The sequence below is a fragment of the Streptomyces sp. NPDC086519 genome, assembly GCF_040686075.1.
GTDB classification, from domain to species: domain Bacteria; phylum Actinomycetota; class Actinomycetes; order Streptomycetales; family Streptomycetaceae; genus Streptomyces; species Streptomyces shenzhenensis.
On the sequence record NZ_JBFBJL010000002.1, the window covers coordinates 459,018 to 481,523 of the forward strand.

Annotated in this window: 23 protein-coding genes, 1 tRNA gene and 1 pseudogene; 8 read left to right on the forward strand and 17 right to left on the reverse strand. The window is 70.4% G+C overall.

What is annotated here, in order from left to right; all coding sequences use genetic code 11:
- Positions 1–49: 49 nt before the first annotated feature.
- Positions 50–1,006, reverse strand: a complete 957-nt coding sequence (locus AB0P24_RS04285) for a helix-turn-helix domain-containing protein (protein ID WP_234544154.1) — start codon at positions 1,004–1,006, stop codon at positions 50–52.
- Between the two features lie 144 nt (positions 1,007–1,150).
- Between AB0P24_RS04285 and AB0P24_RS04290 the strand changes: the two genes are divergently transcribed.
- On the forward strand, positions 1,151–1,618 hold the full coding sequence (locus tag AB0P24_RS04290) for a hypothetical protein (protein ID WP_365790641.1): 468 nt from the start codon (positions 1,151–1,153) through the stop codon (positions 1,616–1,618).
- 27 nt (positions 1,619–1,645) lie between these two features.
- On the opposite strand, the gene AB0P24_RS04295 is transcribed toward AB0P24_RS04290, so the two are convergent.
- The 3 genes from AB0P24_RS04295 to AB0P24_RS04305 form a co-directional block, all read right to left on the reverse strand.
- Entirely contained in the window at positions 1,646–3,193 is a 1,548-nt protein-coding gene (locus tag AB0P24_RS04295; protein ID WP_365790642.1) for an MFS transporter, read from the reverse strand.
- A gap of 60 nt (positions 3,194–3,253) precedes the next feature.
- Positions 3,254–4,516 carry a DUF445 domain-containing protein gene (locus AB0P24_RS04300; RefSeq protein ID WP_365790685.1) on the reverse strand — a complete coding sequence of 421 codons (1,263 nt, stop codon included), beginning with the start codon at positions 4,514–4,516 and terminating at the stop codon, positions 3,254–3,256.
- A 276-nt stretch (positions 4,517–4,792) separates the two neighbouring features.
- Positions 4,793–5,545 (reverse strand): helix-turn-helix domain-containing protein, encoded by a 753-nt coding sequence (locus tag AB0P24_RS04305; protein WP_365790643.1) that lies wholly within the window; start codon positions 5,543–5,545, stop codon positions 4,793–4,795.
- Between the two features lie 223 nt (positions 5,546–5,768).
- Here AB0P24_RS04305 and AB0P24_RS04310 point away from each other — a divergent pair, with 223 nt between their 5' ends.
- Positions 5,769–6,434 carry a DUF4097 family beta strand repeat-containing protein gene (locus AB0P24_RS04310; RefSeq protein ID WP_365790644.1) on the forward strand — a complete coding sequence of 222 codons (666 nt, stop codon included), beginning with the start codon at positions 5,769–5,771 and terminating at the stop codon, positions 6,432–6,434.
- A 257-nt stretch (positions 6,435–6,691) separates the two neighbouring features.
- On the opposite strand, the gene AB0P24_RS04315 is transcribed toward AB0P24_RS04310, so the two are convergent.
- The 4 genes from AB0P24_RS04315 to AB0P24_RS04330 all read right to left on the reverse strand — a co-directional run bounded on the left by AB0P24_RS04315 (position 6,692) and on the right by AB0P24_RS04330 (position 10,212).
- Positions 6,692–7,456 carry a DUF1707 domain-containing protein gene (locus AB0P24_RS04315; protein WP_365790645.1) on the reverse strand — a complete coding sequence of 255 codons (765 nt, stop codon included), beginning with the start codon at positions 7,454–7,456 and terminating at the stop codon, positions 6,692–6,694.
- Between the two features lie 33 nt (positions 7,457–7,489).
- Entirely contained in the window at positions 7,490–8,488 is a 999-nt protein-coding gene (locus tag AB0P24_RS04320; protein WP_365790646.1) for an ATP-binding cassette domain-containing protein, read from the reverse strand.
- Positions 8,489–8,519: 31 nt separating this feature from the next.
- On the reverse strand, positions 8,520–9,284 hold the full coding sequence (locus AB0P24_RS04325; RefSeq protein ID WP_365790686.1) for an ABC transporter permease: 765 nt from the start codon (positions 9,282–9,284) through the stop codon (positions 8,520–8,522).
- 142 nt (positions 9,285–9,426) lie between these two features.
- Positions 9,427–10,212, reverse strand: coding sequence for an ABC-2 family transporter protein (locus AB0P24_RS04330; RefSeq protein WP_365790687.1), 786 nt, complete (start codon positions 10,210–10,212; stop codon positions 9,427–9,429).
- A gap of 784 nt (positions 10,213–10,996) precedes the next feature.
- Here AB0P24_RS04330 and AB0P24_RS04335 point away from each other — a divergent pair.
- Complete coding sequence (locus AB0P24_RS04335; protein WP_365790688.1) at positions 10,997–13,321, forward strand: transglycosylase domain-containing protein; 2,325 nt, start codon at positions 10,997–10,999, stop codon at positions 13,319–13,321.
- 83 nt (positions 13,322–13,404) lie between these two features.
- On the opposite strand, the gene AB0P24_RS04340 is transcribed toward AB0P24_RS04335, so the two are convergent.
- Entirely contained in the window at positions 13,405–13,761 is a 357-nt protein-coding gene (locus tag AB0P24_RS04340) for a co-chaperone GroES (protein ID WP_234544147.1), read from the reverse strand.
- Between the two features lie 23 nt (positions 13,762–13,784).
- Positions 13,785–14,117: a DUF3618 domain-containing protein gene (locus AB0P24_RS04345; protein ID WP_365790647.1), complete on the reverse strand. Its 333-nt coding sequence runs from the start codon at positions 14,115–14,117 to the stop codon at positions 13,785–13,787.
- Positions 14,118–14,221: 104 nt separating this feature from the next.
- On the opposite strand from AB0P24_RS04345, the gene bcp reads away from it, so the two are divergent.
- The gene (gene bcp, locus AB0P24_RS04350) at positions 14,222–14,689 is read left to right on the forward strand and encodes a thioredoxin-dependent thiol peroxidase (protein WP_365790648.1); all 468 of its coding nucleotides are present in this window, start codon (positions 14,222–14,224) and stop codon (positions 14,687–14,689) included.
- Positions 14,690–14,880: 191 nt separating this feature from the next.
- Positions 14,881–14,965 (forward strand) — tRNA-Leu (locus AB0P24_RS04355).
- 41 nt (positions 14,966–15,006) lie between these two features.
- Here the strand turns inward: AB0P24_RS04355 and rdgB are convergent.
- From rdgB to AB0P24_RS04375, 4 genes are all read right to left on the reverse strand, one after another.
- A complete protein-coding gene (rdgB, locus tag AB0P24_RS04360) occupies positions 15,007–15,612 on the reverse strand; it encodes an RdgB/HAM1 family non-canonical purine NTP pyrophosphatase (RefSeq protein WP_365790649.1) in 606 nt (201 codons plus the stop codon).
- A 33-nt stretch (positions 15,613–15,645) separates the two neighbouring features.
- Complete coding sequence (locus tag AB0P24_RS04365) at positions 15,646–16,050, reverse strand: hypothetical protein (RefSeq protein WP_365790650.1); 405 nt, start codon at positions 16,048–16,050, stop codon at positions 15,646–15,648.
- Positions 16,051–16,177: 127 nt separating this feature from the next.
- Positions 16,178–16,918, reverse strand: coding sequence for a ribonuclease PH (gene rph, locus AB0P24_RS04370; RefSeq protein ID WP_234544143.1), 741 nt, complete (start codon positions 16,916–16,918; stop codon positions 16,178–16,180).
- Between the two features lie 78 nt (positions 16,919–16,996).
- Complete coding sequence (locus AB0P24_RS04375; protein WP_234544142.1) at positions 16,997–17,230, reverse strand: glucose PTS transporter subunit EIIB; 234 nt, start codon at positions 17,228–17,230, stop codon at positions 16,997–16,999.
- A 200-nt stretch (positions 17,231–17,430) separates the two neighbouring features.
- On the opposite strand from AB0P24_RS04375, the gene AB0P24_RS04380 reads away from it, so the two are divergent.
- Positions 17,431–18,729, forward strand: a complete 1,299-nt coding sequence (locus AB0P24_RS04380; protein WP_365790651.1) for a PTS transporter subunit EIIC — start codon at positions 17,431–17,433, stop codon at positions 18,727–18,729.
- Positions 18,730–18,863: 134 nt separating this feature from the next.
- Positions 18,864–20,117, forward strand: a complete 1,254-nt coding sequence (locus tag AB0P24_RS04385; protein ID WP_365790652.1) for a PTS transporter subunit EIIC — start codon at positions 18,864–18,866, stop codon at positions 20,115–20,117.
- An 80-nt stretch (positions 20,118–20,197) separates the two neighbouring features.
- Here the strand turns inward: AB0P24_RS04385 and AB0P24_RS04390 are convergent, their stop codons facing one another.
- Positions 20,198–20,950, reverse strand: coding sequence for an MBL fold metallo-hydrolase (locus AB0P24_RS04390; protein WP_365790653.1), 753 nt, complete (start codon positions 20,948–20,950; stop codon positions 20,198–20,200).
- 238 nt (positions 20,951–21,188) lie between these two features.
- Here AB0P24_RS04390 and AB0P24_RS04395 point away from each other — a divergent pair, with 238 nt between their 5' ends.
- Entirely contained in the window at positions 21,189–21,647 is a 459-nt protein-coding gene (locus AB0P24_RS04395) for a type II toxin-antitoxin system PemK/MazF family toxin (RefSeq protein WP_365790654.1), read from the forward strand.
- Between the two features lie 3 nt (positions 21,648–21,650).
- Here the strand turns inward: AB0P24_RS04395 and AB0P24_RS04400 are convergent, their stop codons facing one another.
- Both AB0P24_RS04400 and AB0P24_RS04405 read right to left on the reverse strand, forming a co-directional pair.
- Positions 21,651–21,968: a hypothetical protein gene (locus AB0P24_RS04400; RefSeq protein WP_365790655.1), complete on the reverse strand. Its 318-nt coding sequence runs from the start codon at positions 21,966–21,968 to the stop codon at positions 21,651–21,653.
- 329 nt (positions 21,969–22,297) lie between these two features.
- A pseudogene (locus AB0P24_RS04405) lies at positions 22,298–22,506 on the reverse strand (hypothetical protein); the annotation flags it as partial.

The window sequence follows — 22,506 nt, forward strand, 5'->3', positions numbered from 1 at the left end:
CTACGCGGAGGCCTGAGCGGACGCGTACGCGGAGGCCTGGCGGGGACGCCTACGCGTCTGAGCTGCGGAAGGCCCGGCGGTATGCCTGCGGACTCGTGCCGACCACCCTTCTGAACCGCTCCCGGAACGCCGTCGGCGAGCCGAAGCCGGCCTGGGTCGCGATGCGCTCGACGGGGTGGCCGGTGGTCTCCAGCAGGTGCTGGGCCCTGCGTACCCGCGCCCGGTGCAGCCACTGCAGCGGTGTCGTGCCGGTCTGGTCGCGGAAGCGGCGGTTGAGGGTACGGGTGCTCATGCCGGCCCGGTCCGCGACCTCGTCCAGGGTCAGGTCCCGGTCGCAGTTGTCCTCCAGCCAGGCCAGCAGCGGCTCCAGGGTGGCGCCGGCGGGGGCGGGCGGCTGGTCATGGACGATGAACTGGGCCTGGCCGCCCTCCCGTTCCAGCGGCATGACCGACATCCGGGCGGTGTGCGCGGCGACCGCGGAGCCGTAGTCCCTGCGGACCAGGTGCAGGCACATGTCCATGGCCGCGGCCGCGCCCGCCGAGGTCAGGAACTGGCCGTTGTCGACGTACAGGACGTTCGGGTCCACCTCGATCGCCGGGTGCCGGGCGGCCAGGGCGTCGGCCGCCGCCCAGTGCGTGGTGGCGCGCAGCCCGTCCAGCAGGCCGGTGGCCGCGAGGACGAACGCCCCGACGCAGACCGACGCGATCCGGGTGCCGTGCGCCGCCGCCGCGCGCAGGGCGTCGGCGACCTCCGGCGGCAGGGCGGCGGCGGGATCCGCGACGCCCGGCACGATGATCGTGTCCGCCTCGGCCAGCGCGTCCAGCCCGTACGGCGCCTTGACGGTGAACGCGCCGCCCGCCGCGGTCACCTCGTCCGCCGGCCCGCACACCCGCACCCGGTAGGCGTCCCGGCCGTCGGGCAGCCGGGCCCAGCCGAAGGTGTCGATCGGCACGGTGAAGTCGGACGGGATGACCTGGTCCAGGACGAGTACGGCGACGGTGTGCATGGCAGGAACGTAATCGTTCAACGGGTTGCCGCCAACCAGTGGACCGTTTCCCAGGCGGTTGCCTGATCCGGCTGGCGGGAATCCGTCGAAGCGTGGCAGTATCGCCGCTTCTACGCGATCATCCGGCCGCCTACGGTCGTCGCCGTGACCAAGTTCCTCCTCGCCGTCCATGTCCTCGCCGCGATCGTCGCCGTCGGTCCCGTCACCGTCGCCGCCAGCATGTTCCCGCCGGCCGCCCGGCGCGTCATCGAGGCGCCCGACGACGTCCGGGCCGCCGAGACCCTCCAGCTGCTGCACCGGATCTGCCGGCTGTACGCGGTCGTCGGCGTCGTCGTCCCCGTGTTCGGGTTCGCCACGGCGAGCAGCATGCACGTGCTCGGCAGCGCCTGGCTGATCACGTCGATCGCGCTCACCGCGCTCGCGGCGGTGGTGCTGGCCGCGCTGGTGCTGCCCCGGCAGAGCGCGCTGGTGGAGGGCGGCGGGGGCGGCGCGGGCGGTGCCACCCGGCAGGCCACCGTCCGGCTGGCCATGTTCACCGGGCTGTTCAACCTGCTGTGGGCCGTCGTGACGGTTCTGATGATCGTGCGGCCGGGTTCGACGACGGGCGCCTGAGGCTCACCGGCGCCGACGGGTGCCTTCCTACACCTCCGCCTTGGCCGCCCCGCGCTCCGCCGCTGCCGTCAGGGGGCGGGCGATGTCCTCCAGGGACCGGCGCTCGGCGTTCACCGCGCACACCGCCGCCACCAGGCCCGCCGCGCACATCAGGGCCGCCCCGATCTGGAAGGCCAGCACGGTGTCGGCCACCTTGCCCGTTCCCGTCAGGTCGGCGAACAGGAGCGGCCCGCTGATGCCGCCGGCCGCCGTGCCCAGGGCGTAGAAGAACGCGATGGACATCGCCCTCGTCTCCATCGGGAAGATCTCGGAGACGGTCAGGTAGGCGCTGGAGGCGCCCGCGGAGGCGAAGAACAGGACCGCGCACCAGCACGCCGTCAGGGTTCCGGCCGTCAGCACACCGCGGTCGAACAGCCGGGCCGTGAGGAAGAGGAGCAGGCCCGACAGGATGTACGTCGACGAGATCATCACGCGTCGGCCGACCGTGTCGAACAGCTTGCCCAGCAGCAGGGGGCCGAGGAAGTTGCCCACCGCGATGACCACGAAGTAGTAGCCCGTGTCCCCCGTCGGCACGTCGAAGAACGTGGTGAGGATCGCGCCGAAGCCGAAGGTGATCGCGTTGTAGAGGAACGCCTGGCCGATGAAGAGGGAGAAGCCGAGGACGGCCCGGCGCCGGTAGTCGTGGAAGATCGTACGGGCGATCTCGACGAACGTGACGCTCCGGCGCTGGTGGATCACCAGCTCGCCGTCGGCCGCGGGCAGCCGCTTGCCGGTCTCGTCCGCCACCCGGCTCTCGATCGAGGAGACGATCTCCTCCGCCTCGCGCTCCCTGCCGTGGATCAGCAGCCAGCGCGGGCTCTCCGGGACGTTGCGCCGTACCAGCAGGATGACCAGTCCGAGGACCACGCCCAGCGCGAAGGTCAGGCGCCAGCCCACGTCCTTCGCCAGGAAGTCCGTGTTCAGCGCGACGATCGACAGGAGGGAGCCGCCGACCGCGCCCACCCAGAAGCTGCCGTTGATGATCAGGTCGACGCGCCCCCGGTGGTGCGCCGGGATCAGCTCGTCGATCGCCGAGTTGATCGCCGCGTACTCGCCGCCGATGCCGAAACCGGTCAGGAAGCGGAAGGTGAAGAACCACCAGGGGGCGAAGGAGATCGAGGTCAGAGCGGTGGCTGCCAGGTAGACCGCCAGGGTGGTCATGAAGAGTCTCTTGCGGCCGTACCGGTCGGTCAGGCGGCCCCAGAAGAGGGCACCGACGCAGGCGCCGACCACGTAGAGGGCCGCGGCCGTGCCGGTGACCTGGGAGGAGGAGATCGCGAGGCCGCTGCCCGGTTCGGAGAGGCGGCTCGCGATGTTTCCCACGACCGTGACTTCCAGGCCGTCCAGGATCCAGACCGTGCCGAGGCCGATGACGATCGTCCAGTGCCAGCGGGACCAGGGGAGCCGGTCCAGGCGGGCCGGGATCCGGGTGGTGATCGTCCGGCCGCCGGCTGTCCCGTCCGCGCCGCCCACGCCGCCCACGCCGTCCGCGCCGCCCACGCCGTCCGCGCCGCCCACGCCCGTAGCCGTACCCATCGCGCCTCCTCGACCGGGAGAGAACCGGAACCGAAGGCCGTGTGCCCGGCTCCGGGCGCCTTACGCCCCCAGCGCGCGCGACACCGTGAAGATCAGCACCCCGGCCAGCGACCCCACCACCGTGCCGTTGATCCGGATGAACTGCAGGTCGCGGCCGATGTGCGCCTCGATCTTCCGGGTGGTGTGCTCGGCGTCCCAGCCGGCCACCGTGTCGGTGATCAGGGACGTGATCTCCGTGCGGTACGTCGTCACGACGTGCACGGCCGCGCCCTCGACCCAGCTGTCCACCTTGTCCTGGACCTTGGCCTCGGTGGCCATCCGGGCGCCCAGGGAGATCAGGGAGGCGCGGACGCGCAGCCGCAGTTCGCTGCGCTCGTCCTCGGCCGCCGCGACGATCATGGATCGTACGGCCGTCCAGGCGGACGCGATCAGGTCCTGCACCTCGCCGCGGCCCAGCACCTCGCCCTTGAGCCGCTCGACACGGGCGCGGGTGTCGGTGTCGGACTGGAGGTCGTTCGCGAAGTCCGAGAGGAAGCGGTCGAGGGCGCCGCGGGCCGGGTGGGACGGCATGTCGCGCATCTCCGTGCAGAAGCGCAGCAGCTCCTTGTAGACGCGCTCGCCGACCCGGCGGTCGACGAACCGGGGCGTCCAGCCGGGCGCGCCGCCCTGGACGGCGTCCATCACGGAGTCCCCGTGCAGCACCAGCCAGTCGTGCGCCCGGCTGACGACGAGGTCCACGACCCGCTTGTGGCCGCCGTCGGCGACCACCCGCTCCAGCATCTTGCCGATGCCGGGGGCGATCTCCTGGGCGTCGGCGCGCCGCGTGATCGCCTCGCCGACCACCGCCTGGACGTCTGAGTCCCGCAGCACGGCCAGGGCGCCGCGCAGCGCGGTCGCCAGCTCGGCGGTGACCCGGTCGGCGTTCTTCGGCTCCGCCAGCCAGGCACCGAGCCGGCTGCCGATGCCCACGGCGCGCAGCCGCTGCCGTACGACGTCGTGGGAGAGGAAGTTCTCGCCGACGAACTCGCCGAGGGAGACGCCGAGCTGGTCCTTCTTGTGGGGGATGATCGCGGTGTGCGGGATGGGCACGCCGAGGGGGTGACGGAAGATCGCCGTCACCGCGAACCAGTCGGCGAGCGCGCCGACCATGCCGGCCTCGGCGGCCGCGGCCACGTAGTCCGCCCAGGGGCCGGCGCCCGCGCCGGACGCCCACTTGGCCAGCGCGTACACCAGGGCGACGAGCAGCAGCAGGCCGGTGGCCGTGCGCTTCATACGCCGGACGCCGGCCTGGCGCTCCTCGTCGGCGGGTGTGAAGGCGTTCATGGACTTGTAGGACGGCGGGGAGCCGGTGGCGGCCGTCCGGCCGGTCACCGGAGCGTCCGCACCGCCGTCGCGGTCCGCCGTTCCCGTACGTTCCACCATCTGCTCCACCCGTTCGCAGCCGGTTTCACCCTCGCGGTGATCCCGCACATATTGTCCCTTCCTGACCTACTCCCGGGACGGGACGAGAGTTCCCGCCGGCTGTCCGTCCGGGAAATTTCGTCGGGACGTTCCGCAGGCGGCCCCGTCGGCGGCCCCGTCGGCGGGCCAGCCGTTGGGTCAGCGGTCCGAACCGGGCTCGGCGGTGTCCTGCGGGGCGGGGCCGGGTTTCGCCCAGAGGATGTCCCGGGCCTGTTCGGCGGCGCGGGCCATGCTCTCGCCGACGAAGTCCACGAAGCGGGCGATGTTCTCCAGGCGGACGGCGGCCGGGGTGCCGGGGCCGAGGACGCCGACGCCCTGCCGTGCCGTCTCGGCGAGCTGGGCGTGGGACCGGGCGCTGGCGATCATCCCCTGGTACCAGACGTCGTTGTCGACGACGTAGCGTTCGCGGCGGCGCTCGTCGCGCTCCCGGCGGACCAGGCCCATGGTCTCCAGGAGGGCGACCGTCTTGGAGACGGTCGCCGGGCTGACCTGGAGGCGCTGGACGAGTTCGGACGCGGTGACGCTGCCCGTGTCGGTGGTGTAGAGGCAGGTCAGCACCCGGGACGCCATCTTGGGCAGGCCCTGTTGCATGAAGACGGTGGTGAAGGCCTCCTCGTAGGCGCGTACGGCCTCGGTGTCGCGCCCGTGGGGCGCCGGCGCCGTCCTCGCCTCCCGGGGCGCGGTCTGCCGGCGGCGGTGGGCGCGGTGCTCGGTGGCCCGGTGGGCGATCTCGGGGCGGTAGGCGACGGGTCCGCCGTTGCGCATGACCTCACGGGTGATCGTCGAGGTGGGGCGGTCGAGCCGTCTGGCGATCTCCGCGTAGGCGAGGCCGTCGGCCAGGCCCGCCGCGATCTGCTGACGCTCCTGCTGGGTGAGCCTGCCTCCCGGCATCACGGCCTCCTCTGTGCTCCCTCAGTGCCGCCAGCATAGCGTTCACCTTCAATTCATTGCAACGAACCGAGAAGCTTTCGTTGCGTTAGATTCATAGGCATTGCAACGAATTATCTGCTCTGAGCTGTGAGGATGCAATTTCTGCGCAACGAGTACGTTGCCTCATTCATGAACGCAACGTAGCGTTTCCGTCATCGGAAACAACGGATCGAAGGAGCGCACGATGCAGAAGTTCGACACCCCCGCCCCGGTCTCCGCCGTCCTCGACATCCCCGCGGGCCAGATCCGGTTCATCGCCGCCGACCGGACCGACACCACGGTCGAGGTCCTGCCCGCCGACGCCGCCAGGAGCCGCGACGTGAGGGCGGCCGAGCAGATCGAGGTCGGCTACGCCGACGGTGTGCTGCGGATCGCCGCGAAGGAGGCGAAGAACCAGCTCTTCGGCCCCTCCGGATCCGTCGAGGTGACCGTCCAGCTGCCCGCCGGCTCCCGGGTCGAGGGCAAGGCCGCCGGCGCCGAGCTCCGCGGTGTCGGCCGCCTCGGCGACGTGACCTTCCAAGGCGCGTACCGCCAGACAAAGATCGACGAGGCCGCGAGCCTCCGCCTCACCGCGGTCGACGGCGATGTCGAGGTCGGCCGGCTGGGCGGCGACGCGGAGATCAGCACCGCCCGGGGTGACATCCGGATCGCCGAGGCCCTGCGCGGCACGGTCGTGCTGAGCACCCAGTCCGGCGACATCACGGTGACCGCCGCCGCCGGCGTCTCGGCCGCTCTCGACGCCGGCACCGGCCACGGCCGGGTCAGCAACGCCCTCAAGAACGACGGCACCGCCGAGCTCGACATCCGCGCCACCACCTCCCAGGGCGACATCACCGCCCGCAGCCTCTGAATCCCCGGCCGGCGCCGCACGGCGCGCCCCACGGCGCGCTCCACGGCACGGGCCTCGCGAGGGCGGCGTACCCCGGCGACTCGTCGGAGCACGCCGCCCGTTCGCGTACGCGCCGAACGCGGGCCGCTCGGCAACCGCCGCGCCTTCGGCACCGGGGTGCGCCGCTGCGGGGGCGGTGCCTCAACAACCGCCGCGGCTCAACAGCCGCCGTGCCCGAGCAGCCGCATTCAGCGGTCGCCGTGCCCGAGCAGCCGTCTTCAGCGGTCGCCGCGCCTGCGCCGATCCCGCTCCTCGCGGCGCTCCTCGCGACGCTGCTCGCGCCACTCGTGCCGGGCCTCGTGCAGTTCGTGCCGGACCGACCCGCGGTCCAGCCGCTCCTGGCGGCGTTCCTCCTTCAGGCGCTGGCGTTCCGCCTTGGTGACCTTGTGCTGCACCTCGACGCCGCCCCAGAAGGCGAGGCCCGTCACGATCACCCTGGGGGCGTCCGGGTCGGGCGGGGTCTCCTCCTCGTAGTGGTCGAAGCCGCCCATGACGGCGATGCCCCGCATCACCACCTCGACGCCCGGCGGCACGACCACGCTGATCCCGCCCATGATCGCGATGCAGTTGAGCTCGACCTCGCCGTCCGCGAAGTTCGCCTCGCGCAGGTCGATCTCGCCGCCGCCCATGAAGGTGAAGCCGGTGAACCGCTTCGGCACCGTCCAGCGTCCCTTGCGCTGGAACCCGGACATCACGGCCATCGCCCACGTCGACGAACCCTCGCCGCCGACGATCCGGCTCCGCCAACTCCCTTTCTCCGCCGGAGCCTTGCTGAACGACACGGCCGGCGACGCGCCCGCCGCGGGCAGGTCCCTCGTGAGGGGCGCCAGCTCACCGTAGGTACGGGCCTGGTACGTCGCCTCCAGCCGCTCCTCGAACTCCCCCATGTCGAGCCGCCCCTCCGCGAGGGCGTCCCTGAGGATCTCGGCGACTCGTTCACGATCGGCGTCGGAGGCGCGCAGCTCCGGGGCATCGTCGGTCATGGAGTGCAGACTACGAGTTCCCGGCGCCCGGGACTATGCCGTCGGCCGCTCCGACGGGGGCTCGGCGGTGTCCCCGATCGGATACAGCATGGCCGCGATGACCGTCTCGATGTCCGGCTCCCGGACGGACAGGTCCAGCAAGGGGTACTCCGCCGCGATCCGCGCCACCAGCGGCGCCGCCGACTCCGCGGCCGGGAACGCCAGCCACTGCCTGGGGCCCTCCACCTTCACCACCCGCGCCGCCGGGCCGGCGTCGATCGGCGGGAGCTCCCGTTCCAGGTCGACCACGAGGGTGCGCTCGCTCTCCCCCGCCTCGTGCAGGCCGGCGAGCGGACCGTCGTACATCAGCCGCCCGCGGTCGATGACCATCACACGGGAGCACAACTGCTCGATGTCCTGGAGGTCGTGGGTCGTGAGCAGGACCGTGGTGCCGCGTTCGGTGTTCAGTTCGCGGAGGAAGGTGCGGACCTTGGCCTTCGAGATCACGTCGAGGCCGATCGTCGGCTCGTCGAGGTAGAGGACGTCCGGGTCGTGCAGCAGCGCCGCCACGATGTCGCCGCGCATCCGCTGCCCGAGCGAGAGCTGCCGTACCGGGACGTCCAACAGGTCTTCCAGGGACAGGAGTTCTACCAGGCGGTCCAGGTTCTCGGCGTAACGGGCGTCAGGGATGCGGTACATGCGGTGCATCAGGCGGTAGGAGTCGATCAGCGGGAGGTCCCACCACAGCGTCGTGCGCTGGCCGAAGACCACGCCGATGCGGTGGGCCAGGCGGGTGCGCTCGCGGGACGGGTCGATGCCGGCCACCCTGAGCCGGCCCCCGCTCGGGGTGAGGATGCCCGTGAGCATCTTGATCGTGGTCGACTTGCCGGCGCCGTTCGGGCCGATGTAGCCGACCATCTCGCCGCGCGCCACCGTGAAGGAGAGCGAGTCGACCGCCCGTACCTCGCGCCGTTCCCGTTTCAGGAACCCGGTCTTCTTGCGGACCTCGAAGACCTTCTCCACCTCGTCGACCTCGATGAACACGTCCGACATCAGATCAGCTCCCTGCGCCCCGATCATCAGATCAACTTCCCGTACTTCGATACGCCTTGAGGCCTGCCCGCCAGGCCAGACCCGCCAGCGCGCAGCAGACCACCGCCACCAGCGGCGCCGACCACGCCGTCCACACCGGCAGCCGCAGCGGATACGGCCGACCCAGCACGTACGCGGCCGGCACCCAGTTGACGAAGGCCAGCGGCAGCATGAACGTCACCCCGCGCACGAAGTCCTTCCCGAACACCGTCGGCGGGTACTGGAGCAGCGTCGTACCGCCGTATGTGAACGCGTTCTGCACCTCCGCCGCGTCCTGCGCCAGGAACTGGAAGGCCGCGCCCGCCACGAACAGCGCGCAGAAGATCGCCGCGCCGGCGGCCAGCATCAGGGGGACCAGCAGCACCTTCGCCGGTGTCCAGTCGACGTCGACGGAGACCAGCGACCAGCCCAGCACCACCGCGCCCTGGGTGATCCGGCCCAGGCGGCGCAGCGCGAAGCGGTCCGCGCCGATCTGGGCGAGCACCGGGGCCGGCCGGACCAGCAACGTGTCGAAGGAGCCGTCGCGGATCCGGGCGCCCAGCACGTCCATCGAGCCCAGCACCAGGTCGGCGACGCCGAACGCGGTCGCCGACAGGCCGTACAGGAAGCAGACCTCGGGCAGCGACCAGCCGCCGAGCGAGTCGACCTGCGAGAACATCAGCAGGATCGTGGCGAAGTCCAGCCCGGTCACCACCAGGTTCCCGGCCATCGTGAGGGCGAAGGACGTCCGGTAGGTCATCGTGGAACGGATCCACATCCCGGCGATCAGCCGGTACGCCCGCAGCCCGTCCCGGGCCCGCTCCCCCGCCCCGCGCCGCTCGTACGGCACGCGCTCAGCCGCCTCGCGCCACCTGCCCGGAGCGGGCCCAGCCGCCCCGCGCCGCCCGTCCGGCACACGCTCACCCACCCTGCACCACCACCCGTCGCGTCGCCGCCGTCTGCAGCAGCCGGCCCGCCGTCAGCAGCGCCACCGCCCACGCGGCCTGGAAGGCGAACGCCCCCGCCAACCCGGTCTCCCCCATCAGCACGTCCGCGGGCATCTGCAACTGCGCCGCCCACGGCAGGACGCGCACCACCTCGCCGAAGCCGCCCGGGAAGACGTTCAGCGGCAGGGTCATCCCCGAGAAGAAGACCCCCGTGATCATCATGACCTGGTTGACGCCCGTGCCGTCCAGCAGCCAGAACACGCTCAGCGCGACCAGGTAGCGGATGCCGAAGCTGACGAGCATCGCGAGGAACAGCGCGACCAGGAAGGCGGCCCAGGTACCGGCGTCCGCGGGCAGCGCCATCGGGAAGAACACCGCGCCGACCAGGAAGGGGATCACGCCCCGTCCCAGCAACTGGAACAGCGAGCGGCCCAGATCGGTCGCCAGCCACCACAGTTGAAGATCGGCCGGACGGTACAGGTCGATCGCGATCGCGCCCGTACGGATACGCTCCATCAGGTCCTTTTCCGCGCCCCCGCCCTGGATCGCGAGCGTGGCGTACAGGCACTGCCCGAGCCACACATAGGTGACCGCCTGCGCCTGGTCATAGCCTCCGAGGTGCGGTTTCTCGTCCCACAGCGCCAAGTACGTGTAGACGAGGATGATCCCGAAGGCCGTGTTGGTGAACACCCCGGCGGCAGTGGCAGCCCGATACGTCGCGTACCGTCGGAAACCCCCCGCCGCGACGGCCGTGTACAACCGTCCCGCACCCACGCCAACCGACCTCCCGGACCGCCCGACACCGAAGCGCAGGAGCCTACTGCGCCGACGACATCGCAGGCCACGCAATTTCCGTGACCGAAGCGTGCCGGAATCCGGGAACGGAACGCACGGTGCGAGAGTCTTCAACAGGGGGCGCAGAAGCGTACGAGGTCGTACGGGAACGATGTACGACGCGAAACAGGAGTCCGTGCACGAGATGAGCGACGAGCCGCAGCCGCAACAGCCGAACCAGGGCGGCGGAGGCCCGACGGAGCCGCCGGCCGCGGCCGAGGAGAAGCAGACCCCGCCGCAGCGGGGGGCCGAGCCGAAGGAACCGAAGAAGCCGGAGCCGCCGGCGGCGGCCGAGCAGGCCGAGCAGGCGAGGACGGAGCAGCGGCGGCCGGGAGCGGGCGAGAAGAAGATCGCCCGGCCGCGGCCGGCGGCCGAGGACACCGAGACGCGCCAGCTCACCGCGATCACGGTGCCGAACGCGCGGCCGCCCGCGGCGGCCGGGAACGGGCAGAACGCGGCCGGGAACCGGCAGGACCGGCAGGACGGCCAGAACCCGCAGGACAGACAGGACGCAAAGAACACTCAGGACACGGCGAACACGCAGGACACGCAGGACACGCAGACACGGCAGCTCGCGGCGATCAGGGCGCCGAAGGCGGTGCCACCCGCCGCGGCACAGGCACCTGCCCCGGCCCCGATCCCCGCGCCCCGGGCGGAGCCGCCCGCGGCCGGCGTGGCGAGCGTGGAGACGAAGGGGGGCGGGAAGAAGATGAAGCGGCCCAAGCGGACCGGGTGGCGGCGGATCCTCCCGACCTGGCGGATGCTGCTCGGCACCTTCGTGATCGGCGTACTGCTGCTGATCGGCCTGTTCTTCCTCGGCTACTCGATGGTGAAGATCCCGGCGGCCAACGCGTTCGCCACCAAGCAGTCCAACGTGTACCTGTACGCCGACGGCTCCCAGCTCGCCCGCGACGGCGAGGTCAACCGGGAGAACGTGACCCTCGCCCAGGTCTCCAAGGACGCCCAGCACGCCGTGCTCGCCGCCGAGGACCGGGACTTCTACACCGAGTCCGCCGTCGACCCCAAGGCCATGCTGCGCGCCGCCTGGAACACCGCGACCGGCAAGGGCACCCAGTCCGGCTCGACGATCACCCAGCAGTACGTGAAGAACTACTACCTCGCGCAGGAGCAGACCGTCACCCGCAAGGTGAAGGAGGTGTTCGTCGCGATCAAGCTGGACCGCAGCGAGTCCAAGAACGAGATCCTGGAGGGCTACCTCAACACCAGCTACTTCGGCCGCAACGCCTACGGCATCCAGGCCGCCGCCCAGGCCTACTACGGCAAGGACGCCACCGACCTCGACCCGGCCCGCGCCGCCTACCTCGCCGCGCTCGTCAACGCGCCCAGCGAGTACGACGTCGTCGCCCACCCCGAGAACAAGGCCGCGGCCGTCGCCCGCTGGAACTACGTCCTCGACGGCATGGTCAAGAAGGGCTGGCTCAGCGAGTCCGAGCGGGCCGCCATGAAGTTCCCGATGCCCAGGGAGCAGACCGTCTCCACCGGCATGTCCGGACAGCGCGGCTACATCGTCAACGCGGTCAACGACTACCTGATCAAGAACAAGATCGTCGACTCGGACTCCCTGGAGGCCGGCGGCTACCGCATCACCACCACCTTGCAGAAGTCCAAGCAGAACGCCTTCGTGAAGGCGGTCGACGACAAACTGATGTCCAAGCTGGACAAGAAGAACAAGGTCGACACCTACGTGCGGGCCGGCGGCGCCTCCGTCGACCCGAAGACCGGCCAGGTCGTCGCCATGTACGGCGGCATCGACTACGTGAAGCAGTACACCAACGGCGCGACCCGCGGTGACTTCCAGGTCGGCTCCACCTTCAAGCCCTTTGTCTTCGCCTCCGCCGTCGACAACGGCTCCACCACCCAGTCCGGCCAGACCATCACCCCGAACACCTACTACGACGGCACCGACAAGCGCGCCGTCCAGGGCTGGCCCGGCGGTACCTACGCGCCGGAGAACGAGGACGGGAAGTCGTACGGCCAGATCACCGTCCGCAAGGCCACCGACCTCTCCGTGAACTCGGTGTACGCGCAGATGGCCGTCGACGTCGGCCCCTCCAAGGTCAAGCAGACCGCGGTCGACCTGGGCATCCCCGCCGACACCAAGGACCTCCAGCCCTACCCGTCCATCGCCCTCGGCACCGCCACCGCCAGCGTCCTCGACATGGCGGAGGCGTACGCCACGCTCGCCAACCACGGCAAGCACGGCACGTACACGATGGTCGAGAAGATCACGAGGGACGGTACGCAGGACATCAAGCTGCCGGAGTCGACGACCAAGCAGGCCGTCAGCCGGCAGGCCGCCGACACCACCACCTCCGTCCTGCAGAGCGTGGTCGACAACGGCACCGCCACCGCCGCCCAGACCGCGGACCGCCCGGCCGCCGGCAAGACCGGCACCGCCGAGGAGGACACCGCCGCCTGGTTCGCGGGCTACACCCCCGACCTCGCCACCGTCGTCTCCGTGATGGGCCAGGACCCGGTCACGGCCGCCCACAAGTCGCTGTACGGCGCGCTCGGCCTGCCCCGCATCAACGGCGGCGGGGCCCCGACCGAGATCTGGGCGCAGTACACCAAGGCCGCCCTGCGGAACACCACGGCCTCCGAATTCGACCTGGACCTCCAGGCCGGCGCCGAGACCGTGGCCCCGCCCACCCAGGGCACGGCCACCCCGGGCACCGGAGGCCAGGACAACGGCGGCACCACCGGCGCGAACCAGGACAACGGCGGCACCACCACCACCGGCGGCCAGAACACCGGCGGCACCCCCGGCACCACCACCAACGGCACCACCACCGGCGGTACGACGGCCGGCTCCACCACCGCCGGCACCACCACGTCCGGTACGACGACCGCCGGCACCACCACGTCCGGTACGACGACCTCGGGCACCGACTCCGGAACCTCCACCGGGACCACGACCGGCGGCACCAGTACCGGGACGACGGCAGGCACCGACGCCGGCACCACCACCGGCACGACAGCCGGCGGCCCAGGCGGGTTCGGGTTCGTTCAATGACAAAGGGGCCCGGTGACCACGGTCACCGGGCCCCTTCAGCCCTCTGCATCAGCTGAATCTCTGAACCATCCGCATCATCTGGATCAGAGGTACAGGCCGGTCGAATCCTCCGAGCCCTCGAACCGGTCGGCGGCCACCGCGTGCAGGTCGCGCTCGCGCATCAGCACGTACGCCACCCCCCGCACCTCGACCTCGGCGCGGTCCTCCGGGTCGTACAGGACCCGGTCACCGGGCTCCACCGTCCGCACGTTCTGGCCGACCGCGACCACATCGGCCCACGCCAGCCGGCGCCCGACGGCCGCCGTGGCGGGAATCAGAATGCCTCCGCCCGACCGCCGCTCGCCCTCCCCGGTGTCCTGCTTGACCAGGACCCGGTCGTGCAGCATCCGGATCGGCAGCTTGTCGTGCTCGCTGCTCTGCTCGTCTCTCTTGGCGCTCACGCCTTGAACCTACCTGCCTCTGGTCAGCTCCTGCGCCGCCGGGTACCGCTGAAGACCAGCAGCCCGACCACGCCCACGGCGACGAGGGCGACCGGCACGACCCGCTCCAGCCGCGGCGCGCCCTCCTCATCGACGAACTGGGCCTTCACATCACTCACGGCCCGGTTGACCTGGACGTAGGCCCTCCCGAGCGTGTGATCGATGTTGGCCGCGACCTTGGCTTTCGCATCGCCGACGATGGTCTTCGGATGCACCCGCACCCCGATCTCGTCCAGCGTCTCGGCCAGCACCTCGCGGCGGCGCCTGATGTCCGCCTCGATCTGCGCCGGGGTTCTGGTGTCCGACGTCTCCGCCACCGTGGGCCCTCCGAAGTCTGCCGTACTGCCGTACTGCCTGTTCTGGACAGTCTGTCAGCTCTCGCCGCCGCCGCACGGTCAGGACCCCCCGTTACGCTAGAGCGATGAGCGAGCGACTCCAGCCCGGGGACGTAGCCCCCGACTTCACCCTCCCCGACGCCGACGGCAACGAGGTGTCCCTCTCCGCCCACAAGGGCCGCAAGGTCATCGTCTACTTCTACCCCGCGGCCCTCACTCCAGGCTGCACGAAGCAGGCGTGCGACTTCACCGACAACCTCTCCCTCCTCGCCGACGCGGGCTACGACGTCCTCGGCATCTCCCCCGACGCCCCGGAGAAGCTCGGCAAGTTCCGCGAGAAGGAGAACCTCAAGGTCACCCTGCTCGCCGACCCCGACAAGAAGGTCCTCGACGCGTACGGCGCCTACGGCGAGAAGACGAACTACGGCAAGACCTACCTGGGCGTCATCCGCTCCACGATCATCGTCGACGAGCAGGGCAAGGTCGAACGCGCCCTCTACAACGTCCGCGCCACCGGCCACGTGGCCAAGATCATCAAGGATCTGGGCATCTGACGGACCCGCCGCCCGATCCACCCCTGACGGCTCACACCGGGCGACCCGGTGTGAGCCGCTCCCCCTGCGCTTGCCGCGCCCGAACTGCCCTGCGGTCACGAGCACCTGGTGCCGAGGAGGCACACGAAGAAAGACGTGGCCCCGTACACTGAGCCAAGCAAAACGGCAGCTCGGAAGATGCCCGTTTTGGGGCGGTCGTGGCGAAATAGGCGATACGCGCGGGTTTTAGGTGCCCGTGGGAGAAATCCCGTGTGGGTTCGAGTCCCACCGACCGCACACACGAGGGGCCACCATCATGGGCGGCCCCTCTTCCGTTCTCACCCCAACAGCTCCCGCACCACCGGAACCAGCGCCCGGAACGCCTTGCCTCGGTGGCTGATCGCGTTCTTCTCCTCAGGGGTCAGCTCGGCGCATGTGCGTGTCTCGCCCTCCGGCTGGAGGATCGGGTCGTAGCCGAAGCCGTTCGTGCCCGTCGGCGTGTGCCGGAGCACTCCCCGCAGCCGGCCCTCGACCACCCGCTCCCGCCCGTCGGGCAGTGCGAGCGCCGCCGCGCACGCGAAGTGGGCGCCCCGGTGTTCCTCGGCGATGTCGGCGAGCTGGGCGAGCAACAGGTCCAGGTTGGCCTTGTCGTCGCCGTGCTTGCCCGCCCAGCGGGCGGAGAAGATGCCGGGGGCGCCGCCCAGGACGTCGACGCAGAGGCCGGAGTCGTCGGCGACGGCCGGCAGGCCTGTTGCCTGGGCGAGGGCGTGGGCCTTGAGGAGGGCGTTCTCGGCGAAGGTGACGCCTGTTTCCTTGACGTCGGGGAGGTCGGGGTACGCGTCCGCGCCCACCAGTTCGTGGGGCAGCCCCGCCGCCGCGAGGATCGAGTGCAGCTCAGTGATCTTTCCGGCGTTGCGGGTGGCGAGGATCAGGCGGGTCGTCATGACACGCAGTATCCCAAGGGCCCGGACTCCCGTTTACGGCGTGCAGACCTTGGTCAGTTCGCCGGCCGCGGCGGTGACCGGGGTGACGTCGGGGGTCGAGTCGCCGTTCCTGACGGCCGTGCGGACGTTGTCCACGGCCTTCTGGAGGTTGTCGACCGCCTTGTTGACGTCGGCGTCGTCGGTCTTGTCGCCGATCTTCCTGAGGTTCTGCTGGATGGAGTCGAGGGAGGCGTCGGTCTGGGTGGGGTCGTTCGCGGCGTTCTCCACGGCCTGCTGGAGGTCGGTGACGCTGTCGGCGATGGAGTCGGCGGTGCGGACGCAGTCCAGGGCCTTGTTCACCGAGTCGCAGCCGGTGAGCAGGACGGTGGTGAGTGCGGTGGCCGCGGCCACGGCGGCGATGACGGTGCTGCGACGGCCTCGGCGTCGGCTGGCGGCCATGGTGGTGTTCCTCCCCGTGGTGTGACTGGCCGGGCGCACGGTTGTACGTACCGTGCGCCCGTATTGATAGGGACGCGGGGTCGGCCGCCCGGGTTGCCCCGCAGCACCTCGGCTTTTTTGGTTCCCTTTACTTTTCGGTGCGGGCGGCTTCGAGTGCCGCGCGCTGGATGGCCGCGAGGTCGGTGCAGCCGGCGACGGCGAGGTCGAGGAGGGCGTTGAGTTCGTCGCGGGCGAAGGGCTCGGCCTCGGCGGTGCCCTGGACCTCGACGAAGCGGCCGTCGCCGGTGCAGACGACGTTCATGTCGGTCTCGGCCTTGACGTCCTCCTCGTAGCAGAGGTCGAGGAGGGGCACTCCGCCGACGATACCGACGGAGACGGCCGAGACGGTGCCGGTCAGGGGCTGGCGGCCGGCCTTGACGAGCTTGCGTTCCCTGGCCCAGGTGACGGCGTCGGCGAGGGCGACGTAGGCGCCGGTGATGGCGGCGGTGCGGGTGCCGCCGTCGGCCTGGAGGACGTCGCAGTCGAGGACGACGGTGTTCTCGCCGAGGGCCTTGTAGTCGATGACGGCGCGCAGGGAGCGGCCGATGAGGCGGGAGATCTCGTGGGTGCGGCCGCCGATCTTGCCCTTGACGGACTCGCGGTCGCCGCGGGTGTTGGTGGCGCGGGGGAGCATGGCGTACTCGGCGGTGACCCACCCCTCGCCGCTGCCTTTGCGCCAGCGGGGGACGCCTTCGGTGACGGAGGCGGTGCAGAAGACCTTGGTGTCGCCGAAGGAGACGAGGACGGAGCCCTCGGCGTGCTTGCTCCAGCCGCGTTCGATGGTGACCGGGCGGAGTTGTTCGGGGGTGCGGCCGTCGATTCGAGACATGGCGACGAGCCTATCCGGAGCGGCGGAAGGGGCTCCTCCCCGGTGGGAGGAGCCCCTTTTGTGCGGTGTGCCGGGGGCTCACATCATGTCTTCGATCTCCGCGGCGATCGGGTCGGCGTCGGTGCCGATGACGACCTGGATGGCGGTGCCCATCTTGACGACGCCGTGGGCGCCTGCGGCCTTCAGGGCGGCGTCGTCGACCTTGGAGGCGTCGTGGACCTCGGTGCGCAGCCGGGTGATGCAGCCTTCGATCTCGTCGATGTTCTCGATTCCGCCGAGGCCGGCGACGATCTTCTCAGCCTTGCTGGCCATGTTCTTTCTCCCTGATCCGAACCGCTTTGTCGCAGTAACCCACAGTTGGCCCATCTTCGCGAGCGGCTGTACCGCGGGTGCCGAATGATGGCGAGCACCGCGGCGGAACCGTCTGCCGACTGGTCTACACCAGCTGGTGGGTGGTCGACAAACCCCGCGGCGGTCCCGCGGTACAGCCGAGCGGCTCGGAGGACGCGTCCATGAGTGCCGACAGCGCCGACAGTACGGTCGGTCCCGCGCGGGAGCGGTGGCACGCTCTTTTCCAGGGGCTGCAGAAGATGGGCCGCAGTCTTCAGCTGCCGATCGCGGTGCTGCCGGCGGCGGGCATCCTCAATCGGCTGGGGCAGCCTGACGTGTTCGGCGACCAGGGTCTTGGCTGGACGGGCCTCTCCCGTGTGATGAAGGGCGCGGGTGGCGCGCTGCTCGACGGCTCGATCGGGCTGCCGCTGCTGTTCTGCGTGGGGGTCGCGATCGGGATGGCGAAGAAGGCGGACGGTTCGACGGCGCTGGCGGCGGTGGCGGGCTTTCTCGTCTATTACGGGGTGCTGCACCAGTTCCCGGAGGACTGCCCCGGCGGGTCGAGGACGCTGCCCGGGATCGGGTGCCAGGTGAGTGACGGGACGGTGTCGACGTTCACGTTCCAGAATCCGGGGGTTTTCGGCGGGATCGCGCTGGGGCTGCTGACCGCGTTCTTCTGGGCCCGGTATCACCGGACGAGGCTGGTGGACTGGCTGGGGTTCTTCAACGGGCGGCGGCTGGTGCCGATCATCATGTCGTTCGTCGCGATCGCGTTCGCGATCCTGTGCCTGTGGGTCTGGCCGCCGGTCGGCGGCGGGCTACAGAGCTTCAGCGACTGGTTGCACGGGGCGGGAGCGTGGGGTGCGGGGGTGTTCGGGGTCGCGAACCGGGCGCTGCTGGTGGTGGGACTGCACCAGTTCCTGAACGTGCCCATCTGGTTCCAGTTCGGCAGTTACACGACGCCGGACGGCACGGTGGTGCACGGTGACATCAACATGTTCCTGGCGGGTGATCCGCAGGCGGGGCAGTTCACGTCGGGGTTCTTCCCGATCATGATGTTCGCGCTGCCGGCCGCCGCGCTCGCGATCACGCACTGCGCAAAGCCGCACCGGCGCAAGGAGATCGGCGGTCTGATGCTGTCGGTGGCGCTGACGTCGTTCGTGACCGGCATCACCGAGCCGCTCGAGTACTCGTTCATGTTCATCGCGCCGCTGCTGTATGTGGCGCACGCGCTGCTGACGGGGGTGTCGATGGCGGTGACGTGGGGGCTGGGGGTGCACGACGGGTTCAGTTTCTCGGCGGGGCTCATCGACTACGTCATCAACTGGAAGCTGGCGACGCGGCCTTGGGCGATCGTGCCGATCGGCCTGTGCTTCGCGGCGGTCTACTACGTGATCTTCCGGTTCGCCATCACGCGGTTCGATCTGGAGACCCCGGGCAGGGAACCGGAGGACGAGGTGGAGGACGTCACGAAGGCTTGAACAGCCTGTCGCGGTATGGGGTACGGGGCGTAGTGCCGCGGTTGCGGAATTGACGGGTTCCTTATAACTCCCCCATCGTGTACAACAGGTCTACACCACTGAGTGGTGTAGACCACCACCGATGGAGGAAGTCTATGAGCACCGCCACCGCGCCCATGGCGGCCCCCGCGAAGAAGCGGGGATCCGGGCTGTTCCAGGGATTGCAGAAGGTCGGCCGCAGCCTGCAGCTACCGATCGCCGTGCTCCCGGCGGCGGGCATCATGGTCCGGCTCGGCCAGGACGACATCTTCGGCAAGGACGGCCTGGGCTGGGACAAGGTCGCGGCCGTTTTCAACGCCGCCGGCGGGGCCATTACGGGCAGCCTGCCGATGCTGTTCTGCATCGGGGTGGCCATCGGCTTCGCCAAGAAGTCAGACGGTTCCACGGCTCTGGCCGCGCTGGTCGGCTTCCTGGTCTACAGCAAGGTCCTTGAGGCGTTTCCGCTGACGGAACAGCACATCGAAAAGGGCCAGATCGTCGCGGCCACGTACAACAACCCGGGTGTCCTGGGCGGCATCGTCATGGGTCTGCTGTCGGCCGTGATGTGGCAGCGCTTCCACCGGACCAAGCTGGTGGACTGGCTCGGCTTCTTCAACGGCCGCCGTCTGGTACCGATCCTGATGGCCTTCGTCGGCACCCTGGTCGGCGTCTTCTTCTGCCTGGTCTGGCAGCCCATCGGCGACGGCATCACCAGTTTCGGCGAGTGGATGACCGGCCTCGGCGCTTTCGGCTCGGCCCTGTTCGGTCTGGTCAACCGTGCGCTGATCCCGATCGGCATGCACCAGTTCGTGAACACCGTGGCGTGGTTCCAGCTCGGCTCGTTCAAGGACGCGGCCGGTCAGGTCTTCAACGGCGACTACAACCGCTTCCTGCACGGCGACCCGACCGCCGGTATGTTCATGTCCGGCTTCTTCCCGATCATGATGTTCGGCCTGCCCGCCGCCGCGATGGCTATGGCGCACACCGCTCGCCCTGAGCGTCGCAAGGCCGTGACGGGCATGATGATCTCGCTCGCGCTGACCTCCTTCGTGACGGGTGTCACCGAACCGATCGAGTTCTCGTTCATGTTCATCGCCCCGCTCCTGTACGTCATCCACGCGGTCCTGACCGCCCTGTCGATGGCGATCACCTGGGGCCTGGGCGTCCACGCGGGCTTCAACTTCTCGGCCGGCGTCATCGACTACGCCCTCAACTGGAACCTGGCGACCAAGCCCTGGCTGATCATCCCGATCGGCCTGGTGTTCGGAGCGATCTACTACTTCGTCTTCCGCTTCGCCATCGTCCGCTTCGACCTCCCCACCCCGGGCCGTGAGCCCGAGGAGGAGGTCGAGGACATCACGAAGGCGTGAGTCCGGCAGCACCCATGACGAAGGCCCCCGCCGCGCGGCGGGGGCCTTCTCGTCGTACGGCCCTGGACGCCGTACGCGCGTCAGATCTCGTACGTCGCCCGTGGCGCCGCGAGTTCCACGGGGCCGTCGAAGACCTCGCGGGCGTCGGCGAGGTTGACGGCGGGGTCGGTCCACGGCGGGATGTGGGTGAGGACCAGGCTGCGGGCGCCGGCGCGGGCGGCGGCCTCGCCGGCCTCGCGGCCGTTGAGGTGCAGGTCCGGGATGTTCTCCTTGCCGTGCGTGAAGGCGGCCTCGCACAGGAACAGGTCGGTGTCCCGGGCCAGGTCCTCCAGCGCCGGGGTGACGCCGGTGTCGCCCGAGTACGTCAGGGACTTCCCGGCGTGCTCGACGCGGATGCCGTACGCCTCCACCGGGTGGCGGACCCGCTCGGTGTGGACCGTGAAGGGGCCGATGTCGAACGTGGACGGCTTGACCGTGTGGAAGTCGAAGACCTCGCTCATCGAGGAGGCGGTGGGGGTGTCGGCGTAGGCGGTGGTGAGCCGGTGCTCGGTGCCCTCGGGACCGTAGACGGGGATCGGGGGGCACGGGCCGCCGTCGTGCCGGTAGTAGCGCGCCACGAAGTAGGCGCACATGTCGATGCAGTGGTCGGCGTGCAGATGGCTCAGGAAGATCGCGTCGAGGTCGTAGAGACCGCAGTGGCGCTGCAACTCGCCCAGGGCGCCGTTGCCCATGTCGAGGAGCAGCCGGAAGCCGTCGGCCTCTACGAGGTAGCTCGAACAGGCCGATTCCGCGGACGGGAACGACCCCGAGCAGCCGACGACGGTGAGCTTCATGAAGCAGAAACCTCCGTTGGCGGAATACCCGGAACAACCGGGAACTGGAGTCGGGAAAAAGGGGTGAGCAGGGGTCGTGCGGTTTGTCGAGCGTAAGGGGCAAAAGAGCCGGTCGCTCCTCCGCCAGGGGCCGTTGTGGGCGAACTCACCTGTGCTGTCACCGGTTCGGCTGGACTGAGGGCGCACAAGGATCGCGCAAGGGCGCGCATCGATTATCTCGCGCCGGTAACGTCGTCGTATGGACACGTCATGGTGGCTCGCGCTCGCGGCAGTCGTCCTGCTGGCGCTGGTCGCCACGCTCGTCGACGGCTGGGGCCGAGGCCACCGGCCGCGCGGGTACCGCACCCGGCCGCCGGGTCATCCGCGCGGGACCCGCGGCCAGACCGGGCGGCCCCACCCCGGGGACATCTGGTGGGCCAACGTGCCCTACGAGGACGGTCCCGGCGCCAAGGACCGGCCCTGTCTGGTGCTGGCCGTGCGCGGCAACCGGGCGACGATCGCGAAGATCACCAGCAAGTACCGCGACGAGCACGCCGGGGTGATCCCGCTGCCGCCCGGCTCGGTCGGGGACGCCCAGGGCCGGCCGAGCTTCCTGGAGACGGACGAGCTGCGGGAGATCGCGGTGTGGGAGTTCCGGCGCCGGGTGGGCGTGGTCGACCCGGTGCTGTGGGACCAGGTACGGCACCTGGCCGGCTGAGGCTCAGTTCACCCTCACGGTGACGCGCCACTCCTGGAGGCCCTTGCAGGAGACATGGCCGGGTGCGGTGGGCTCGGCGCACAGCGGGCGGGTGGAGGAGAGGGTGACGGTCCCGGCGGCCACCGCCCGGTAGGCGGATCCGGCGTCGCCGCCGCGGAGCATGAAGCCGTAGTTGATCTCCTTGAGGGCGGCCGTGTCCCCGGCCGCGGCGATCTTCTGCCAGGGGCGCTGCTCGGTCCCGTCCAGGGTGATCCGCAGGGTGCCGCCCTGGGCCAGGCAGAAGGTACGGCCGCTGTCGGCGGCGCCGAGTTCGGAGGTCACGGGCGTGCAGCCGGCGGAGGAGCCACTGGCGCTCGGGGCCGAGGGGGACACCGAGGGGGATACCGAGGTTGATACCGACGGCGATGCCGGGGTCGGGGACACCGCGCCACTGCCCTCGTCCCCGCCCCCGCTCTGCGAGCCGCAGCCCGCCAGCAGGAGCAGGCTCGCCGTGGCGAGCGACGCGCGGTGGAACGTCGTACGGCGCATGAGGTGTCCGCCTTTCCGTCGGGGAACGGACCCTTGGTGCCGATATGACGTGTCCGGCCCTCGTACGGATCCCGCACCCGGACGGCTTCCGGGTGCGGGATCCGGTCAGTGCGCGGGAGGGGTCAGCCGGTCGTGACGGCGGTGTCGTCGACGACGAAGCTGGTCTGGAGCGAGGAGTCCTCCACGCCGCTGAACTTCAGGGTGACGGTCGAGCCCGCGAAGGACCCGAGGCTGAGGGACTTCTGCACGTATCCGGAGGCCGCGTTGAGGTTGGAGTACGTGGCCAGGGTGGTCGAACCGGCGGTGACCGTCAGCTTGTCGTACTGGGTGC

Coding starts and splice junctions, on each gene's coding strand:
- AB0P24_RS04285 (WP_234544154.1), bottom strand. CDS start 1,006: ATGCACACCGTCGCCGTACTCGTCCTGGACCAGGTCATCCCGTCCGAC.
- AB0P24_RS04295 (WP_365790642.1), bottom strand. CDS start 3,193: ATGGGTACGGCTACGGGCGTGGGCGGCGCGGACGGCGTGGGCGGCGCG.
- AB0P24_RS04300 (WP_365790685.1), bottom strand. CDS start 4,516: ATGAACGCCTTCACACCCGCCGACGAGGAGCGCCAGGCCGGCGTCCGG.
- AB0P24_RS04305 (WP_365790643.1), bottom strand. CDS start 5,545: ATGCCGGGAGGCAGGCTCACCCAGCAGGAGCGTCAGCAGATCGCGGCG.
- AB0P24_RS04310 (WP_365790644.1), top strand. CDS start 5,769: ATGCAGAAGTTCGACACCCCCGCCCCGGTCTCCGCCGTCCTCGACATC.
- AB0P24_RS04315 (WP_365790645.1), bottom strand. CDS start 7,456: ATGACCGACGATGCCCCGGAGCTGCGCGCCTCCGACGCCGATCGTGAA.
- AB0P24_RS04320 (WP_365790646.1), bottom strand. CDS start 8,488: ATGTCGGACGTGTTCATCGAGGTCGACGAGGTGGAGAAGGTCTTCGAG.
- AB0P24_RS04325 (WP_365790686.1), bottom strand. CDS start 9,284: ATGTGGATCCGTTCCACGATGACCTACCGGACGTCCTTCGCCCTCACG.
- AB0P24_RS04335 (WP_365790688.1), top strand. CDS start 10,997: ATGAAGCGGCCCAAGCGGACCGGGTGGCGGCGGATCCTCCCGACCTGG.
- bcp (WP_365790648.1), top strand. CDS start 14,222: ATGAGCGAGCGACTCCAGCCCGGGGACGTAGCCCCCGACTTCACCCTC.
- rdgB (WP_365790649.1), bottom strand. CDS start 15,612: ATGACGACCCGCCTGATCCTCGCCACCCGCAACGCCGGAAAGATCACT.
- AB0P24_RS04365 (WP_365790650.1), bottom strand. CDS start 16,050: ATGGCCGCCAGCCGACGCCGAGGCCGTCGCAGCACCGTCATCGCCGCC.
- rph (WP_234544143.1), bottom strand. CDS start 16,918: ATGTCTCGAATCGACGGCCGCACCCCCGAACAACTCCGCCCGGTCACC.
- AB0P24_RS04375 (WP_234544142.1), bottom strand. CDS start 17,230: ATGGCCAGCAAGGCTGAGAAGATCGTCGCCGGCCTCGGCGGAATCGAG.
- AB0P24_RS04380 (WP_365790651.1), top strand. CDS start 17,431: ATGAGTGCCGACAGCGCCGACAGTACGGTCGGTCCCGCGCGGGAGCGG.
- AB0P24_RS04385 (WP_365790652.1), top strand. CDS start 18,864: ATGAGCACCGCCACCGCGCCCATGGCGGCCCCCGCGAAGAAGCGGGGA.
- AB0P24_RS04390 (WP_365790653.1), bottom strand. CDS start 20,950: ATGAAGCTCACCGTCGTCGGCTGCTCGGGGTCGTTCCCGTCCGCGGAA.
- AB0P24_RS04395 (WP_365790654.1), top strand. CDS start 21,189: ATGGACACGTCATGGTGGCTCGCGCTCGCGGCAGTCGTCCTGCTGGCG.